This is a genomic window from Saprospiraceae bacterium, assembly GCA_016709995.1.
Lineage (GTDB): Bacteria > Bacteroidota > Bacteroidia > Chitinophagales > Saprospiraceae > JADJLQ01.
This window is the reverse complement of the sequence record JADJLQ010000001.1, coordinates 2210303-2228519: the sequence shown is the minus strand read 5'-3', so window position 1 is coordinate 2228519 and position 18217 is coordinate 2210303. Positions and strand designations below refer to the sequence as shown.

Sequence of the window (18217 nt, the reverse complement as noted above, 5' to 3'; positions counted from 1 at the left end):
CAGTATACTTACGGCGTGCATGGATCTTTTGGATTCAAATGGGAGTAAAAAAAGTAGAGGACTAGGGTGGAGGTCGGTGTGTCGAAAGCAAATGATTTGCTTATAATTCCCAGATTATCATATTTATGAATATATGATAATATTAAATATGAATTAAAATAAATATCAAAGTTGGAAGGTGATTTGCCTAGCAAAAGGATTTTGTGGAGGGCTAGGTTAGTGTGGGACAATAGAAATAAAAGAAAAACAGCGGCTGCGCTTGGGATAAACTTCTCACCGTAGTAGCTCAAACAAAAAAAGCCCTCTGACGAGAGCTCTTTGAGTTGACCTACTAGGATTTCCCGAGGCTGCGCTCGGGATAAACTTCTCACCGTAGTAGCTCAAACAAAAAAAGCCCTCTGACGAGAGCCTTTAGTTGACCTACTAGGATTTCCCAGGCTGCGCTCGGGATAAACTTCTCACCGTAGTGCTCAAACAAAAAAGCCTCTGACGAGAGCTCTTTCAGTTGACCTACTAGGATTTCCCGAGGCTGCGCTCGGGATAAACTTCTCACCGTAGTAGCTCAAACAAAAAAAGCCCTCTGACGAGAGCTCTTTTAGTTGACCTACTAGGATTCGAATACTGCAACGACCAGATACCAGCGTTAACTCTAATTAACTGACAATGTGTTAAATATAAATTATACTTGTTTCAATACTTGGATTTTTGTTATCCAAAGCAGTATATTTGTTTGACAGATGTTTGACAGATGGGAACAATAAATGCAGCAATCAGAACACGAGGGATATCCGGGGACGAGTATCCTATAGTAATCAGAGTTATTCATAATCGAGCTTCAGCAGAAGTAAAAGTTGAAAACTTTCGCATCCAGGAAAATCAATGGGATGAAACTAACCAAAGAGTACATCCAAATCGTCACCGTAGGGCTGCTGTGATCAATAGTTCAATCAAAACTGCCATGAGATCAATTGAAGATGCTCATGACGCTCTGGTGATGGCTGGGAGACCTTTTAAAGTACGTGATATCCTGGAATTAGCTAATCCAAAAAACGAAACGCCAATTGAAACCTTTACTCATTATTTTGAAACTTATATCCAGACCAATCCGGATGAATTAAGATATGGTACAATAAAAGGGTATAAGTCAACTCTACTCAAATGGAAAGCTGTCTGTCCTGAAGTCAAAATTGCCGATATCACAGGGGAACACCTGATTGAAATTAGGAAATATCTTTTGCAATCCGGAAAACATACCAATACGATCTATTCTCAGATGAAAACGATTCGTAAAATGATCCGCAGAGCTATGAAACAGGGTCTATTAGATAAAAATCCATTTGAGCATATTTCTTTGAAGCAAATCAAAGGAAATCGGGCTTATCTGACCAAAGACGAGCTTCATACTGTAATCCAATACACTTCGGACAATAAAATTTCTTTACTGGCCAGGGATGTTTTTGTTTTCTCTTGTCATACAGGACTACGTTTTAGTGACATCTGCCGTTTATCGAAGGATAATCTGGAACCAGCAGGTAGTACCAGGCGGATGACGATACGGATGGGGAAAACATCAGAGATCATATCCTTCAACCTGAGCAAACTGGCAAATTCCATTGTAGACCAATACCTTTCTGAAGGAGAAGATTTTGTATTCCCAATGCTCCGAGGTAAAAAGGGTAACCGGATAATCGAAAATATCATCGGATCTCATAATGCCATGTTGAATGCCTACCTAAAGGAGATAATCAGGGAGTGCGGAATAACAAAAAATATTTCAATGCATTGTGGCAGACACAGTTTTGCAGTAAATTCGTTGACCATGGGTGCTGACATATATGTATTATCAAAATTTCTTGGGCATAACTCATTGTCTACCACAGAGTTGTACGCCAAAGCCGTGGATAAACGTAAAGATGAATTAACTAGTTTATGGAATTAAAATGAATCAAGCTTGGGGTGAAATCCAAAAATTATTTGGAAATGGATTTACATTTCTCAAAATCTTTGTCGATATGGGTGGAAATGAACTTTGTGTTGGTCTTATCAACGGTGTAAAATCTACCGATCTTATCTCAACCTATGAGCAATGCATCAAAAAATATATTTTGGAACTGGAGTCGTTTGTACTATTTGACAAATCAAAAGTACAATCAATAATTGAGGCCAGAAACGCACCAATGGTGACATGGCTTTCTTCCAACCTAGATCCAAATGAATTTGAATCAAGTCATCCTTACAAAATAGATTTAAGAGCTGTACATTCAACAGAAGGTGGAGAGGTTATTTATGCAGAGATCCATGAACCTTCGTGTACAGGGGCAATGATAAAATCTTACTCAGAATATTTCACTTTTCTAGAACAGGTTCTGTATGTTCATCAAGAATTTTTGGAAAGGCTTGGCCTGATCAAAAAACCAAGAGGATTCAAAGTTGCTGATGGTAGGGCTGATATTAAGAGTTGTTATCAACTCTTAGTTGATTCCGGCTTGGTAAAATGCAAATACAAGCATTTTAAAAATGTTTTTTCAGGTAAAGGTTCTGACAAAATAAATTGGATTAGTAGTGTAGCAGCATTAAAATATTTCATTAAAAGCTTGACCGGTATAGGAAAAATGAAAGTGTCAAAAAAATGGATAACTGCCATCGAATTTTTTAATCTCGATGGGAAAGCCATAAGTAAGGCAGCTGTTTTAAGTGGTGCTCAAGATCTGCGTGATGTAACTATTATTGAGCAATTAGATCAAGCTATTGAGTTCCTTTTTCCATTGTCCCACTAATTTTTTTTCAAATTCTTTATTTAGGACATTTATTCAAAATCAATGCATTGTGTTGGTTATTGTCCTTCCTATGTCCCTATAAGATTTAGCGTAACATATTGATATTCAAGTAGATGTATTTTTGTAGCGAAAATCATTCATCACATGAATAACATAAAAAATTCAGAAACGTATACATCTTGGTTGACAGAGCATCAAGCATGTATCTATCTTGGGATATCCAGGACAACCCTCTATAGGCTTAGACTCAAAGAGGCCATATCCTACTCCCAATATGGAAGACTGATCCGCTATCGAAAAGAAGACCTCGATGCCTTCCTCATGCACAACTATGTGCAAACTATTCATCCTCCCTAAGTAGCAAATAAATTAACCACAAACCAATTATTTAATTTTTTAAAATATTTTATCATGAAAAAAAATAATGCAATGGAGTTTAATCCAAACAAAAATGAAATTCAGAATTTATCAGATGGCAAAGTTCACTTTCCATTGAATATTCCCGGAATAGGTCGATTAGATTGTATCCTAAGCCCGGGCTATGACAAACTAATCATACCAGAAGACATGTATGAACGGTGGCTTCGAGAGGGTAAGTTAATCGACACCGAGTATAAAAAAAGTACCGAGGTCATTCGTGTGCGACTGATCAAACTTTATGGGGTACGGGCATATGGAAAATACATTCCAGTGCTGACAGCCGCAGTGTGGGATGGAACCACAAAAGTTATTATGGGTAACGATTTAATTAGAAAAATTAGATCAAAGAGAAAAATAATTAAACAAAATTTAATAAAAATAAAAGCGTAAATTATGAAATTTAGTATTATTGAAAATAACAGTTTAGTGGTCGGGGAAATTGACCTTGAATCGTATATTGCTCGCATCAAACAGCCGTCCCTAAAGGTCAAAAATTATAGAGAGACTTTAGCTACGAATCCTGCTGCCGCCGAATCGGAAAAAGAGAATGACTGCCATTACTCCATGTGGGACACATACAGGTAAAATAAGAGAGAATGAGTCTCATTCAGTCTATAGCGGAATGGTGAATCCGGATATAGATCAAAAACACAATATGGGAGTAGATATGCACCAGGTAAAATCGCTACTTACCGAAGATAGGTTTGTATCAGTTGTTCACTATTCAGTGAGTGGCAAAGGTTTAGCAGTTTTCATAAAGGTAGACTCAGGTCCGAAAATGCATGCTTCTGCCTATGCTCAGGTAGCTGACTACATAGAGAAAAAATATGGAGTCAAAGTTGATCAGAGCTGCAAGGACATAGCTCGTCAGCGATATATGTCTTATGATCCAGACATATATTATAACTCACAATCAGCTGCCTTCAATGTTATTGACCCTGGGATCTTCAAAGATATACTTGAACAGATCCAATTTACTGAGAAAATACAAGTTATGGAAGAAGGCTCTAGGAATACTTTTTTGTATCAACTGAGCTGCAACTGTGCCAGAGCTGATGTACCAATCGGTCAGTTAAAACAATACTGTATACCAAGATATATGGCAAAGGATTTCCCTGAACGGGAGATGATTACTACCATTGAGTCTGGTTACAAAAATGTAGACCATGAAGTTAGGCATGAAAGTGTACTTAGTGCACATAATGCACAACGTGCACTACCCCAAAATGCTGGAGCAGCAGCCAATAACAATTTTGAAGACTGGATATTCCCGAAGTTACCTTCATTTTTACAAGGTTTGGATCAGATAACTACCAACAAAACCCAAAGGGATATTGTGCTTATTTCGATCGTAGGCATTCTTTCTGCATCATTTCCTAATGTATTTTCTATCTATAGAGGGTCTAGGATGTATTCAAACCTTTACTTTTTAATATACGCTCCTCCTGCCTCTGATAAAGGGTTGATGGGCATAATATCAAGATTGGCTGACGGTTTAGATCAGATGTTGTCTGAGGAATGTGCTCAGGCCAAAAGAGAGCATAGAGCTCAAATAAATGTTGCCCCCGTGCTTATGGATGAACTTGACGAACCAAAGTGTAAGGGCTTATTTTTAGATGCAGATTCATCTTCAATTGCAATGATACAGTTACTAGATCAAGGAAAAGAAAATCTATTGATCGATACCGAAGCAGTAGTTTTAAGTCAGACCAGAAAAAATGACTGGGCACAATTGGACCCACATCTGCGAAAAGCCTATCATTTTGAACGAATTTCAGTGTCTCGAAAAGATAGAACTATCACGATCCGAGAGCCGCGAATATCCGTACTTATCACTGGCACTGTCGAAGATGCCAAAGTCTTTAGTGGGTCAATCCAAGGAGGGTTAACTTCGAGAATACTACCATATTCTTTTAGTGCAGCTATGACATGGCAAAACCAATTTTCAGACGAATCATCCAAGATCCATAGCTTCATAGGTACTAAATCAGCAGAATTAGTAGCAATATTCGAATTCAATAGGAAATATCCTTTTGAACTAAAATTAACCAAGTCCCAACAAATGAAGCATACGGATACATTCGGAGATTGGACTGAGCAATTGGATAGCGGAAATGAGTTTGCTTATCTCAAAAGATTGGGCGTTGCCACCGTCAGGTTGGCGATGATCTTAACAGCACTGAGAAAATTCGATGATCAGAATAAAGACTCAATCATTTATTGTGAGGATGACATTTTCGAAATAGCTCTATCGATTGCAGATACATTTAGGTGCCACGGGGCTGAATTTTATAAGTTGTTAACACAACAGCAATCGATGGCACAGCCTAGAGTTCAAAAAGTCTTGGATAATTTACCGAAACAGTTTGAGACACGAAGATTTGTGACTGGCTGCAAACAGACGATGCAACTCAATGAACGACAGTCCAAAAAATACCTAGAAAGATTACTGCAAAAAGGGATTTTATCTCAGATCAAGCAAGGTCTATACGAGCAAGTTTAATATCGACAGTGTGCCCAAAATACACTTTGTACATTATTAAAAACAAAAACTATTTATTCATTTAAAGGGGAAGGTAATCTCAAAATATTACCTCTCCTTATTTTAAAACATTAAAATATTATTATATATGTTAAATTCAAATATATCATGGACAGATCACACTGTCAATTTTTGGACCGGGTGTACCAAGGTGTCACCTGGCTGTAAGTACTGTTACATGCATCGTATTTATGACAATAAGGGAGTAAATCCAAATTTAGTCAGAAGAACTTCGGATGCTACCTTTAATCAGGCTTTAACTTGGAAGGAACCAAAGATGATCTTCACTAATAGTATGTCCGATTTCTTTATCGAAGAGGCTGATCAATGGCGTCAAAATGCGTGGGATATCATCAGAAGGACACCACAGCATAAATGGCAGATACTTACTAAAAGGATCGACAGAGTAAAAGATCATCTACCTCCAGATTGGGGAGATGGTTGGGATAATGTATGGTTGGGAACATCCATCGAAAGTCAGGCTTATATCAATAGGATGGATGAGCTGGCTCGTATACCGGCTAAAATCAGATTTATTTCTTATGAGCCTCTTTTAGGTCCAATAGATCTTAGTCCTCAAATTGAATCAGGAGCCATCAAAGGTATTCACCAAGGGATAATCGGAGGGGAGAGCGGCTATGCCTATGGTAAGTACAGATATCGACCATGTGAGATATCATGGATCGAGGATCTGGTTAAGCAGCAGAAGGATCTTAATATTAAATCCTTTGTGAAGCAATTGGGCAGCTACCAGGCTAAAAAGCTTAGACTACGTGACTGGAAGGGTGAAAACCTAAAAGAATGGCCTAAAGAGCTTCAGAATATCAAAATTCAGGAGTTTCCAATATAACTTTGGTTGTATTATAGATTGAAGCCGGAGGGTAGAAATATCTTCCGGCTTTTTATTATGTACCTATGAAGTACAGTACAAAACTTTTCTACCCTGGTCAAAGGGATTTATACTGTGAGACCTACTTGATTGCATCAAGTATGGCCGCATGGTCAAAATAGACCTTACCACCTATCCTTTTGGGTATCAGGATACCTCTGATAACATATCTATGGATAGTTGAAAGGCTAATACCGAATTGATCTTTAATCTGTTCTCGAGTTAAAAGTCTTGCTGTATCCTTATATACTATGAGTGCTGATAGCCTTTTACCTATCAGTTTATCAATGGCATGAAGTAGATCATCTAAGGTGACTGACTCGATCTTTATAGTTTTCATAAGCAGTGATTTACTTATTTTGGCTCCTATAAATGGCTCACATTACTCAAATCGAATATTTCCCAGATCTCAATCCCACTAAAAAGGATCTCCTGAAGATCCATTTAGCCTTCGTGAATGATGATATCAATAAGCAGTTCGTCATTGAAGTTAATCATGTCCAAGGTGAGGGTAAGTCTAGGACAAATATAACGAGACATGGATTGTTTTTGATAACTGCTGATGGATCAGAACAGGTTTATGAACATATATTGAAGAATAAGGTATCAAAGACTGGAGAGTTACCAGAACAGGTACAATTCATAGTAAGAATATTTTCGTTGTCTGGAAGATTTACATCAAGTAAGTACAATTTAGATTAGGTTGTTTTTTAGTAGAAATTTACTTACACCCTCAACATTCGCTTAATCGTATCCTGCATTGCAATCTTAAATCCTTCATCCTGGGAGACCATTCGATATAGGTCAAGTTCATTTTTGCGTTGCTTACCCATAACATCATCAAAGATTTTACTAAAGGCAATTTCTCTGTTTTGAATATCGGTATTGTCTGCATATTTTTCTTTGAAGTCAGTGTGCTCTTTCATCTTCTGTGCAACATTTACAAACTTTGCTCGTTGCTCATCAGGTGTAGCCTCCCAACCTTGAAACCATCGTTCGTTAAAACTCATAATGATTAAATCAAGCTCATCTTTTTCAGGATCACCACCATGTGCACCTCTTGGATTTGGGTTTTGTGGGTCAACTTCTGTTTCTGTTGCATCAAGCCCGATGCTGGTATTTAGTTTTACTCTTTCCAAACCATAGGTTGATAGGTCCACAGAATTCAATAAGCCATCTAATACATCAATTTCATTATCTACGATGATAAGCTTAGGGATCAAGAATTTTAAAAACCAAAAAAGGTATTCCCAGGCTGGCACTTCGTACGGCATAATGGAAGCCATCTGTCCATAAATTTTTACGAAATGTTTCGCTTTAATTTTATAATCTGCCTTCTCTTTGTCATCCAATTGCAGCGTAGTATTAAAGCGTTCTGCTGCGATGTCAATGATTGGACTTAATTCTTGAGCATTTACTCCTTTAAAGTATTTCATTACAAAATCTTCTACCTCAATCCATTCGTAGACACCAACATCATCCAAATGGGATTTAAGGTCATGTAGCACATTGATGTCAGTAGCTTTGCTTAAAGAGGTAGCGGTATAAAAGGGATCAAAGGCTTTTTGTATATCTTCTGTAGTATTGTAAAAATCGAGGATGAATAAATCTTCAGTTTTCTTCCCCAATAGGTCCGATGACCGATTTAACCTTGATAGGGCTTGAACGGCGACTACGCCTTGTAGTTTTTTGTCTACATACATGGCGGTTAATTTGGGTTGGTCATAACCTGTTAAGTATTTATTAGCCACCACCAATATTCGGTATTCATCCATGTCTAGATAACGAGCAATTTTGTCGCTGATGTAACCCGGGTCTGATGGTTTCGCTTTATCTAAGCTGGCAGGAAATTCATTTATGCTATCCTCTGTATATTCAATGCCCCTAATTTTTTCATGCCTGAAAAAGCAACCGCAATTTTAAATGGATTACCTCTATCCTCCAGCAATTGTTTCAAAGCAAAATAATAGTTGATAGCTGATTCAATGCTCTGTGATGCGACTATTGCCTTCGCCTTGCCTTTTAACTTTTTGGTATTTACCAATTTTGTTACAAAGTGCTCAAGCATAATGTCAGCTTTGGTAGCAATCGTTTGTTTGTTCTGCTCAACGTAGGTCCTTAATTTTTTTTGCGCCTTTACTGTATCAAACCACGGATTTTCTTGGATGGACTTTTCTATCTCATAATAGCTCTTATACGTAGTGTAGTTAGCCAAAACATCTAAGATAAATCCTTCCTCAATAGCTTGTTTCATGGAGTATAGGTGGAAGGGTTTAAACTTGCCATCCGTTTGTTTTACACCAAATCGTTCCAAGGTATTGTTCTTTGGAGTAGCTGTAAATGCCAGGTATGAAGCATTGCCACGCATCTTACGTGACCTCATGGCTTCTAATATCTTGTCTTGTGTGTTTTCTTCATCCTCTTCTTCATTTTCTTCAGATATATTGCCCATGGCTTGATTCATCTTCCCTGCGGCTGTTCCACCTTGACTAGAATGGGCCTCATCGATAATTACAGCAAATCGTTTGTCACTCAAATCGGCAATACCATCTACGATAAATGGAAACTTTTGGATAGTAGTGATGATGATCTTCTTACCACCTTCTAAGTTTTCTTTTAGTTCCTTGGAGCTATAAGCTGGTGCAACAATATTTTTCACTTCAGAAAATTCTTTGATATTTTCACGGAGTTGTTTATCTAATAGTCTTCTGTCGGTAACTACAATCACGGAATCAAACAAAGGATTTGAAATGCCTTTGCTACCTGGTATAGAATCACTTTCAGGATAGGTCTCAATGAGTTGGTAAGCTGCCCAGGTAATGGAATTTGACTTCCCAGAACCAGCTGAATGTTGAATTAAGTACGTTTGACCAACTCCCTTTTTGCTGGCATCGGCAATCAGTCTTCGAACTACATCTAATTGATGATAACGGGGAAAGTACAAGGTCTTTTTGCTTAAAGGATCGGTGTCTTTGCCATCAAAGCGAACAAAGTGCTGAATGATATTGGCTACACTGTTTCGGGTAAATATCTCTTCCCATAAATAGGATGTTTTATGGCCAAACGGATTCGGAGGATTACCTTTTCCAAACAATGGCTCACGCTGACCTAAGTTGAATGGTAAAAAGTATGTGCTTGCACCATTGAGTTTGGTAGTCATATACACTTCATCTGTATCCACTGCAAAGTGTACAATGCAACGACCAAAGTTTAATAATGGCTGTGTAATGTCTCTTTTGAATTTGTATTGATTTTGCCCATGCACTTTGGCGTTCTGACCTGTCCAATGATTTTTCAGTTCCATGGTAGCAAATGGCAAACCATTCACAAAAAGCACCATGTCTATCTCTTCACCTGTATTGGATAAAGAATAGCGTAACTGACGGGTAGAACTGAATTGGTTGCTTTCAAAATTAGCTTTTACGGTATCACTGCTGCTTGCCAAAGGCAATGGGTATAGCAATGTAAAATGAGCATCATCCACATCCAATCCTTTGCGAAACATACGCAGGATACCATATTTTTTGATCATGCGATCCAGGCGTTCGAGTATCTTTAATTTCCAGTCTCTTTGTTTTTGCAGCTTGGTTAACTCATCTTTTTGAGTGGTTTGCAAAAAATCCCATAAACGATGTTCGTCAATAGCATATTTTGTATTAAAATCTTCGGGTAAACCAATGAAGTAGCCATTGCCAGAACGATACAATTCTGCTCTATCGTGAACAGTATGTAAAGAGACATTTTGCTCCTTTAGCTCTTCAAGGCAATTGCCGGTAAGTTTTTTTTCGATGGTGGCTTCTAGTGCCTGTTCGTTGGTTTTACTTGGCATCGTCATATACTTTTATTTTACCCGTTACCGCACTATTAATCAATGTGGCTTTGTATTCTTTTAGCTTTTCTATTTCTTGCTCTTTGAGGGAAATGGCGTTAGCGATTTTGGATGAAGAGGTTTCTAAATATTCAACAATAACTACAAGATCAAATTCAGATGGGATCACAATTTGAAATTTTCTAATCTGCTGAATACCTAGAGCTGGTCTTGTAGCACCTGTAATAATTCTTTCAATTTGATCATATAGCATATTGCTATCAAGTGCAAATTTTAAATATCTTGTCAATAATTCAGTTTTGTTTTTTATTATTACAAGAGTGGCTGACAATGCTACTCTTTCACCACCTAAACTTACTCTTTTAGGATTGCCAAGTGTACCGACTTTCCCATACAATATATCTCCATCATTTAGCGTGAATGACCTTTCCTGCTTCTCTATTGCCTTAACATCTACCATTCTTGCAGTATGTATATTTATTGATCCATCATCATTAATATCTCTGATCCCTAGATAAGGCAACCCATTATCATCCATTTTAGGAGCCCTATGATCTGGTTGTGGATCAATTATATCAGTAAGGATACCCAACCTCTTCACTTCCCAACCATCCGGTATCTCCCCAATCCACTCCACACCACTATATTTCATTTTTACCTTGGGGTTTAGTCCACGAGTAACGGCTTTGTGTATGAGTATTTGCCTGCGTTCTTTGAGTAGTTCTATTTGTTTTTGTTTGATGTCAATGGCTTGGTCTATCAAGGTTGTTTTGCGATCGAGAAAGGCTGCAATGGCGGTTTGTTCTTCAAATGGTGGGAATGGAAATTGAAATCTTCTAAAATCCAGATAACTAATATTTTGTCTAAGTCCAGAACCTAAACCATAAATAACTTTATTATTGTCGATTGCCCTAAAAAAATAATGAAAGAACTTTGAATTAGCTTTTGATTTAAATCTCAAGTTAAGATAAGCATTGGTAATAATACCTTCAAATTCTGATATGGAGCTTCTCAAACTTACTGTATCATTTTGCAAATCTGTTGGTCTGAAAATTAAATCACCTTTATTGACAAATTGATAAGTTTCAAATGATTCAGGAACTAGCCCTGTGAGTTCATCTTCACCTTTAACTCTTATATTTCCATAACTTAAAGAAAGAATGGTATTTCGAATCATTCCCTTATTTCTATCCTTATTCTCAAAAATAAAACTTAGTCCAGGTAGTACTTTCCAATGTTCTGGAATCTCCCTCAACCATTCCACTCCCGAATCTTTATAGGCAGAATATTTTTTGACTGTCGTATTTTCTAATACCATTTCCATTAAGCCAGATTTAAAATTTCACGAATTAAACCATCACTCAATGCTTCCAGCTTCAAAATATCGGTACTTACTTCTTCAATAGTACGCAAAGGTTTGTGGCGGTAGAAGTATTTGTTGAAACTTATTTCATAACCAATTTTGGTAGCATCCAGGTTTATCCAAGCCTCAGCTACATGGGGTTTTACTTCACGCAAAAAGTAGCGGTAAATGTTTTCTTTTAGTGGTACATTTTCGGTATCCCGTAAATCACTTTCAGTTTCATAATCAATGTATTCGCCTTTTTTGTTGGTAGCAAAATATCCATAGTCAGCAAGTTCAGTTTCTGTACAATCCAAATACTCCAGCAGTTGTTCCAGTTTATCTCCAGTTAATTTGGTAGTTCCTTTAATCACTTTTTCGGCTGTGGCATCGTACCAGCTAACAGCATTTAATATAGCATTTTTTTCAGAAGCGGAGAGTTTGGCTTTATTAGCTTTCAATGCTGCATCTACCTTTTCTTTAAAGAGATTATAGTCACTGTACTCGTCATTGCCAATGGCTTGCATCAATTTGGTAGCTGTGTTTAGTAACTCCAACTGCTTTGTCCATAGGGATTCACTCACCAATGTTTTACTTTGTTTGGCATTGAGGTTTAACTCATTTTTTTCACACCATTCGATTATTTCCTTCTCGTGCTTGGCTATGTCTGAATATGCTTTTTCACCAAAAGATTCATAAGCGCAAATCATAGGTTCACGTAAGCTTTTATCAAAACGCAATTCTGCAATACGATCAGCTGTAAACTGTGCTTTCAATCTTTTTGGTCGCTCAATGGTTACTTTGTAATAGCCAAAGTCAGTATTGTCAAATAATTGAGCTGCTATGCCTTGTTCTTCCTGGGTTTCGGGATGAATATCACGATCAACCGCTTGCATATTCTCATATACAGATACTATTTCACGGATATGTTCTGGTGCAAACTCACAGTTTTTATTTCCCAGGTTTTTACGTAATTTTCGGAACAATAAACCAGCATCTATTAACTGAACTTTGCCTTTGCGGACCTTTGCTTTATTATTGCTCAAAATCCAGATATAGGTAGTAATGCCTGTATTGTAAAACAAGTTATTGGGCATTTGCACAATGGCTTCCAACCAATCGTTTTCAATAATGTATCTGCGGATATTGCTTTCACCACCTCCAGCATCACCTGTAAATAAGCTGCTCCCGTTATGTACTGATGCTATACGGGAACCCAATGGACTTTGGGTTAATGGTTTCAGTTTATTGACCATCTCCATGAGGAAAAGTAACTGTCCATCTGATGAACGAGGCGTAGCATCTGCATCTTCTTCAATGCCCCAATAGTTTTTCAGTTTGATTTGGAAACGAGGGTCTATAATATCTTTACCATCTTTTATAAACTTCTGCTCACTTGCCCAGGACTTACCATAAGGAGGATTAGACAGCATAAAGTCAAAGGTTGTTCCTGCAAATTCATCAGTACTCAATGTTGAGCCTACTCGAATATTTTCAGGGTTGTTGCCCTTAATCATCATATCCGATTTGCAAATGGCATAGGTTTCATCGTTTATCTCCTTGCCATATAAATACACATCACCTTTTGCTTTAATTTCGCCTTCTTCATCCTTTACAAAATTCTGAGACTCGGTAAGCATACCACCACTACCACAGGCAGGATCGTAGATGGTCATTACAGGTGGGAGCTTGTCTTTTACAGGCTCAAATATAATATGTGTCATGAGGTCAATAACCTCACGAGGTGTAAAGTGCTCTCCAGCTTCTTCATTGTTGTCTTCGTTAAATTTACGTATCAGTTCTTCAAACACATAACCCATACCCAGGTTGGTTAATGGAGGTAGTTTGCGACCTTCAGGATCATTCTTTTCAATAGGGGTAAGATTGATATAAGGTGATGTGAATTTCTCCAACACATTCAACAAAACATCTTTCGATGCCATGTGCCTTACCTGGCTTTTGAGTTTGAATTTTTCGATGATCTCTTTTACGTTTCCACTAAATCCATTTAGGTAATCTTCAAAATTGGCTTGAAGTATTTGTTGATTATTAGTAGCAGTATCGTGTAATCGTTGGAGAGTCCATTCACTTGTGTTGTAAAAAACATACCCACTGGCCTGTCTTAAACCATTCTCATCCCATTCAGTAAACTTGGCTTCTTCCCTTTGAAAAATCAACTCCTCTAGCACTGCTGCTTTAGTGGGTTCAAGCAATGCATCTAATCTACGTAGTACTACCATGGGCAAAATGACATCCCGGTATTTTCCTCTCACGTATACATCCCGCAAACAATCGTCAGCTATGGACCATATGAAGGAAACTAATCTATTGTGTACTGCCTGGTTCATGGTTTATTTTTATTTCACTATTTCTTGTCCGCGAAGATCGCTATTATTCATTTCCAAAGATTCGACACCATCTTGAATTTGTCTTAGTTGCATAAAATAGAGTTTTTTAAAATCTTACCACAGATATATTGTATAGCTGAATTAGATACGAATATCCAAATTATCTACCGGACTTCGACATCTAAATTTTTGAAATCTGTCGAAGTAACTATCCAAGTTTGTTGCCTTTTTAAATTTTAGGCTCAAAGAGTAAACTGGAGCGGCTAAAGCTCGAAAGCAAATAAAACAACAATAGGAAGAAAGGATATACCCTTGCATATACCCCTTCCTTCTATAGTATTTTCAATTAGGAAAAATTACTCCAAATGATAAAGTCAAAAGCGTACTCCCTTTACTAATAGAAAGCAATGGCTGGATATACAAATTATTGAACCTAAAAGCCGACGATAAATTTATTCCAAGATAATTTGTACTTGCCTTGATACCGAGTAGATTTATTGTAGACCTATCCCAACTTAATCCAATACTCGGTACTATTTTATTGTACTTATTGAGACCTAATTCATGTAATCCATTGATACTGAATCCAATAGTACTTATAAATAAATCTGATAGCTTTGGAAATGTATTATATTGATAATGTACTCCCAAGTTAAGACTGATAGGTGATCCATTGTCTCCTTGTTTTAAAGGCATGACATCCAAATAAGGTCTAAAGGAAGTAGAATTTAGGTCAAAGTCCGTTACGTTTTCAGTGCCTATGGTTAATCCAAAAGTAAGTTTGCCATTCATAGTATACCCAGGGGATATAGCTAGAATGGTACTAGATTTGGATGTACCAATCTGGCCAGCAATATGGAATCCACTAGAGCCGGATTCAAAAAGATAATTTTGAGAATAGGTAATGCCTTGTATTAAGGCAATACAAAGAAAAATGAAAGTTGTTTTCATAAATAATTGATTTTGAATTAGTTAATTGATAAAATAAAAAAGGGTAGGAATTACCTACCCTTTAATTGGAATATTGCGACAGTGCACGATGTGCACAATGTGCACTAGTTCAAGTACCAGCTAGGTGATCCTTGTTTAAGGTTAATACAGAGATCATCTACGATCTTTGATCCTGTTACATTCCTATCCAGGAAGCCATCGATATAAGCTCCTTTACTGGATTCAGTGATGAGATTATACAGATTCCACAGTGAGATTTGATCATCATTATGTCCAAAATGCGGATCTGAGTAGTATCCTTTGACTACTGAGTTTGCTTGAGTAGTAGACAGAGAATAATCTGGTGAATCTTTTACATATGGTTGCATCGAGGCTCTACCCAAAAAATGGGCAAATTGGGATGTAGTCAGATTATAGTTTTCAAGATCTTCAAGCCAATGGAGATGCTTTTCTGGCTTATAGACCTCCATCATCTCCTTGATTTGTGATGTGATCATATGAGATGAATTAGCCTTTAATTCTAAAACTGCTCCATCAGAGGATACACATAGATTAGAACAGACAAAGACCTGGAAGCCTACAAAGAACTTAAAATGCTGTTGAGCTTTATGATCCCTGCCTAGATTATCCCAGGAGTAGGATTTTATACCTCCTACAACCAATGATAACTCATGTCCATTGACTGTAGACCTTATGGTAGGTATTCTAAGCAGGAACATCATTCTTTCATAGTAAAGGGTGATCTCATGTGGTAAAAGCTCACTAGGCTGCTTAAACCTGGCTTCAGGAGTTCTACCCATTATAGGGTGTGATACTCTGATTTCAGCTGCATCAGGAGAATACCCTAAGGCAGATAAAGTATCCTGGGTAGTCTCAATAATCTGAGATTGAGAGATCAAAGCTGAATTGTCCTTGGCAAACACTGGTATAATGTGTCTATCATGGATTTCTTGTAAACTTATTGGTAGTGTATTAGCTACAATAAATGAATTATGGTTTTCCATTTTGAAGATGTTTTGCGTTATTTAATAATTCTGTTTTTCGTTCGGTAAATAGACCTACCAGTTCAGCGTCGTGATTGTAGTTGTAGATTTCCAGTAGTTCTTTGAGTGACTTAGCCGATTTAATCCTGGTCTCGATATTGGCATTATTACACCAGTTCCTGATATAATCCCCGGTACTACTATCTATGGTAAACTCAGGACAATCCATAAATAGACCTGTCCGGTCCTTATTACAGGATGCTTTGTGTTTGACATTGATATCAAAGACTAAGGTAAATTCATAATCAGCTCCATCTTTTTGTACTGATTTGAGACCTACCTTCTCTGGGACCATTTTTCCATTCTTGTCGGTGAGTACATAATCCTGTTTTACCCTCAGTGTAGAGATCATATGAGCCTGTGAGCTTAGGATCTTGGTAAAAAGAGCATTATTCCGTGGAGTAACCTTAGACCAGTTATTAAAGGAGTTACCACTAAGGCTTGAATGATAATCCAGGAGGTACTCCCAGGCATGAGATAAGGAGTCTATAATAATAAACTCCATACCTTCCTTTTCTGCCAATTCAATAGCCTGGAGATACTTTTCAGGGGTATAAGGCGTAGATAATGGTATGTTGCTAAAAGGACCCAGATGATCATAGAGATCAGATGAACCATTTTCTGTATCAATGACACATACATTCTCAAGACTTCCTACTAGTCCTCTTGCCAGTAATAGAGAAGAATATGTCTTGCCAGATCCAGATGGACCTTGAATGGCCATTTTGATTTTTGCTTGTTTACGTTCAGCTTTTCGAATATTCATGTTGAAATTTTTAAAAGATTAATTAAAAAAGAAAGGGAGCATACCTAAGTATACCCCCAATCTTAATGGCAACAGTTAAGCTTCAACTGGTTTGCCATTCTTACTAAAGTTGCTCATAAATGCTTTCACAGGTTTAGGAACTTCATCCGGTATATAAGTCCATGAATGACCTAATCTGATGACTTCTCCAGACTCTGGGATTACATAATCATACGGATCACATTCCTCCTTGATGATACTACCAGGGAGCTGTTTTCCTACCTGTAGAGCTGCCATCTGTTCAGAGAAAGTTGATGAAATAGTACACTTCTTTGCTGTAGCATAAAAGCGACCTGTTACCTGAGATTGGACTACATCCATATCTCCTTGTAGGAGAAGAACCACAAATGATTCTCCTTCCAGATTCTGCCTTACGGCATAACCACTAACTGTTACCATTTTTAATGAATTAAGAAATTAGAAAATCCCTCATAAGAGGGGGAGAGATGTTTTCTCTACCCAATCATAGGGGGGGTGATCAATAGGGTATAGAGGCTTTTATGTCCATAGGGAAAATTGGAAAAATATCCCAAAAATTATTTATTTGACTCAGGTACTGTGGCCTATAGGGGAAAATAACAATAGCCTTAAACCAGATCAATGCCCTTTCCCTTTAGAGGCTGATGTATTGATATTTGAATTGAGATCAGATCATTAATACAATCCATGAGTCAGGATAAGGACTTTGATATCCATATCTTTCTATATAAGTGCATAGGTGCTACAATTTGAGATCTTATATCAGACTTGCAATCAAAAATGGCAACAGATAGTCAATTAATATATATAGTGACTAAGTGTTGCTAACCACGTAACAGATTTATTATTCAAACAAAACATGGGTATGATTTATTTGGTATTCTGAATCCTTGGCCTATACAGGAAAAGCATAAAATATACCAAAAAAGAATATTTGGTATAAAGGAATTATACTTTGGTATAAATTCTTTAAAGCATTGGTTCTGTGGCCTTTAGAGGAAACAATTAACGATGGGAGGAGGGTATATCTATATATAGGTTTAAGTTCCTCCCATTGTCTAGATGGGGGAGGATAAAGTACAAATACTTATGCCTTTTCCTTTAGAAGGGATTCAAGTGGGCAATAATGAATTCTGATCATTGATATTTTGGGCCTGTTGAGAAATTATGTCTTACATTATCATATATTTTCCCCTATAGGGAAAGCATAACTGAATTTATGGATTCCAAAATACTCAATGTTTAATAAGTACTGTTGGATTAGCAACATTTAGTTAATTAGTATATATAGG

Annotated in this window: 13 protein-coding genes and 1 pseudogene; 6 read left to right on the top strand and 8 right to left on the bottom strand. The window is 37.3% G+C overall.

Translation table 11 applies throughout. The annotated features are described in order from the left end of the window. Positions 1-748 precede the first annotated feature (748 nt). From IPJ09_09365 to IPJ09_09340, 6 genes are all read left to right on the top strand, one after another. Positions 749-1939, top strand: coding sequence for a site-specific integrase (locus tag IPJ09_09365; GenBank protein ID MBK7371634.1), 1191 nt, complete (start codon positions 749-751; stop codon positions 1937-1939). Position 1940: 1 nt separating this feature from the next. Continuing rightward, positions 1941-2777 carry a hypothetical protein gene (locus IPJ09_09360; GenBank protein MBK7371633.1) on the top strand — a complete coding sequence of 279 codons (837 nt, stop codon included), beginning with the start codon at positions 1941-1943 and terminating at the stop codon, positions 2775-2777. A gap of 144 nt (positions 2778-2921) precedes the next feature. Beyond that, positions 2922-3134 carry a helix-turn-helix domain-containing protein gene (locus tag IPJ09_09355; GenBank protein MBK7371632.1) on the top strand — a complete coding sequence of 71 codons (213 nt, stop codon included), beginning with the start codon at positions 2922-2924 and terminating at the stop codon, positions 3132-3134. 54 nt (positions 3135-3188) lie between these two features. Continuing rightward, positions 3189-3587 carry a hypothetical protein gene (locus IPJ09_09350; protein ID MBK7371631.1) on the top strand — a complete coding sequence of 133 codons (399 nt, stop codon included), beginning with the start codon at positions 3189-3191 and terminating at the stop codon, positions 3585-3587. A 157-nt stretch (positions 3588-3744) separates the two neighbouring features. Then, complete coding sequence (locus IPJ09_09345) at positions 3745-5700, top strand: DUF3987 domain-containing protein (GenBank protein MBK7371630.1); 1956 nt, start codon at positions 3745-3747, stop codon at positions 5698-5700. 127 nt (positions 5701-5827) lie between these two features. Beyond that, entirely contained in the window at positions 5828-6589 is a 762-nt protein-coding gene (locus tag IPJ09_09340; protein ID MBK7371629.1) for a DUF5131 family protein, read from the top strand. A gap of 121 nt (positions 6590-6710) precedes the next feature. Here the strand turns inward: IPJ09_09340 and IPJ09_09335 are convergent, their stop codons facing one another. From IPJ09_09335 to IPJ09_09300, 8 genes and pseudogenes are all read right to left on the bottom strand, one after another. Next, positions 6711-6968, bottom strand: a complete 258-nt coding sequence (locus tag IPJ09_09335; GenBank protein ID MBK7371628.1) for a helix-turn-helix domain-containing protein — start codon at positions 6966-6968, stop codon at positions 6711-6713. A gap of 385 nt (positions 6969-7353) precedes the next feature. After that, positions 7354-10457 (bottom strand): annotated as a pseudogene (locus IPJ09_09330) (type I restriction endonuclease subunit R). Next, entirely contained in the window at positions 10447-11781 is a 1335-nt protein-coding gene (locus tag IPJ09_09325) for a restriction endonuclease subunit S (protein ID MBK7371627.1), read from the bottom strand. Before IPJ09_09325 ends, IPJ09_09330 begins: the two are co-directional and overlap by 11 nt. Then, positions 11781-14147, bottom strand: coding sequence for an SAM-dependent DNA methyltransferase (locus IPJ09_09320; GenBank protein ID MBK7371626.1), 2367 nt, complete (start codon positions 14145-14147; stop codon positions 11781-11783). Before IPJ09_09320 ends, IPJ09_09325 begins: the two co-directional genes overlap by 1 nt. Before the next feature lie 342 nt (positions 14148-14489). Continuing rightward, positions 14490-15098 carry a hypothetical protein gene (locus IPJ09_09315; GenBank protein ID MBK7371625.1) on the bottom strand — a complete coding sequence of 203 codons (609 nt, stop codon included), beginning with the start codon at positions 15096-15098 and terminating at the stop codon, positions 14490-14492. Positions 15099-15202: 104 nt separating this feature from the next. Further along, the gene (locus tag IPJ09_09310) at positions 15203-16102 is read right to left on the bottom strand and encodes a DUF3871 family protein (GenBank protein MBK7371624.1); all 900 of its coding nucleotides are present in this window, start codon (positions 16100-16102) and stop codon (positions 15203-15205) included. Beyond that, the gene (locus tag IPJ09_09305) at positions 16089-16907 is read right to left on the bottom strand and encodes an AAA family ATPase (GenBank protein ID MBK7371623.1); all 819 of its coding nucleotides are present in this window, start codon (positions 16905-16907) and stop codon (positions 16089-16091) included. The genes IPJ09_09310 and IPJ09_09305 overlap by 14 nt, the downstream gene beginning before the upstream one ends. Before the next feature lie 75 nt (positions 16908-16982). Then, the gene (locus IPJ09_09300; GenBank protein MBK7371622.1) at positions 16983-17345 is read right to left on the bottom strand and encodes a hypothetical protein; all 363 of its coding nucleotides are present in this window, start codon (positions 17343-17345) and stop codon (positions 16983-16985) included. Between the last annotated feature and the right edge of the window lie 872 nt (positions 17346-18217).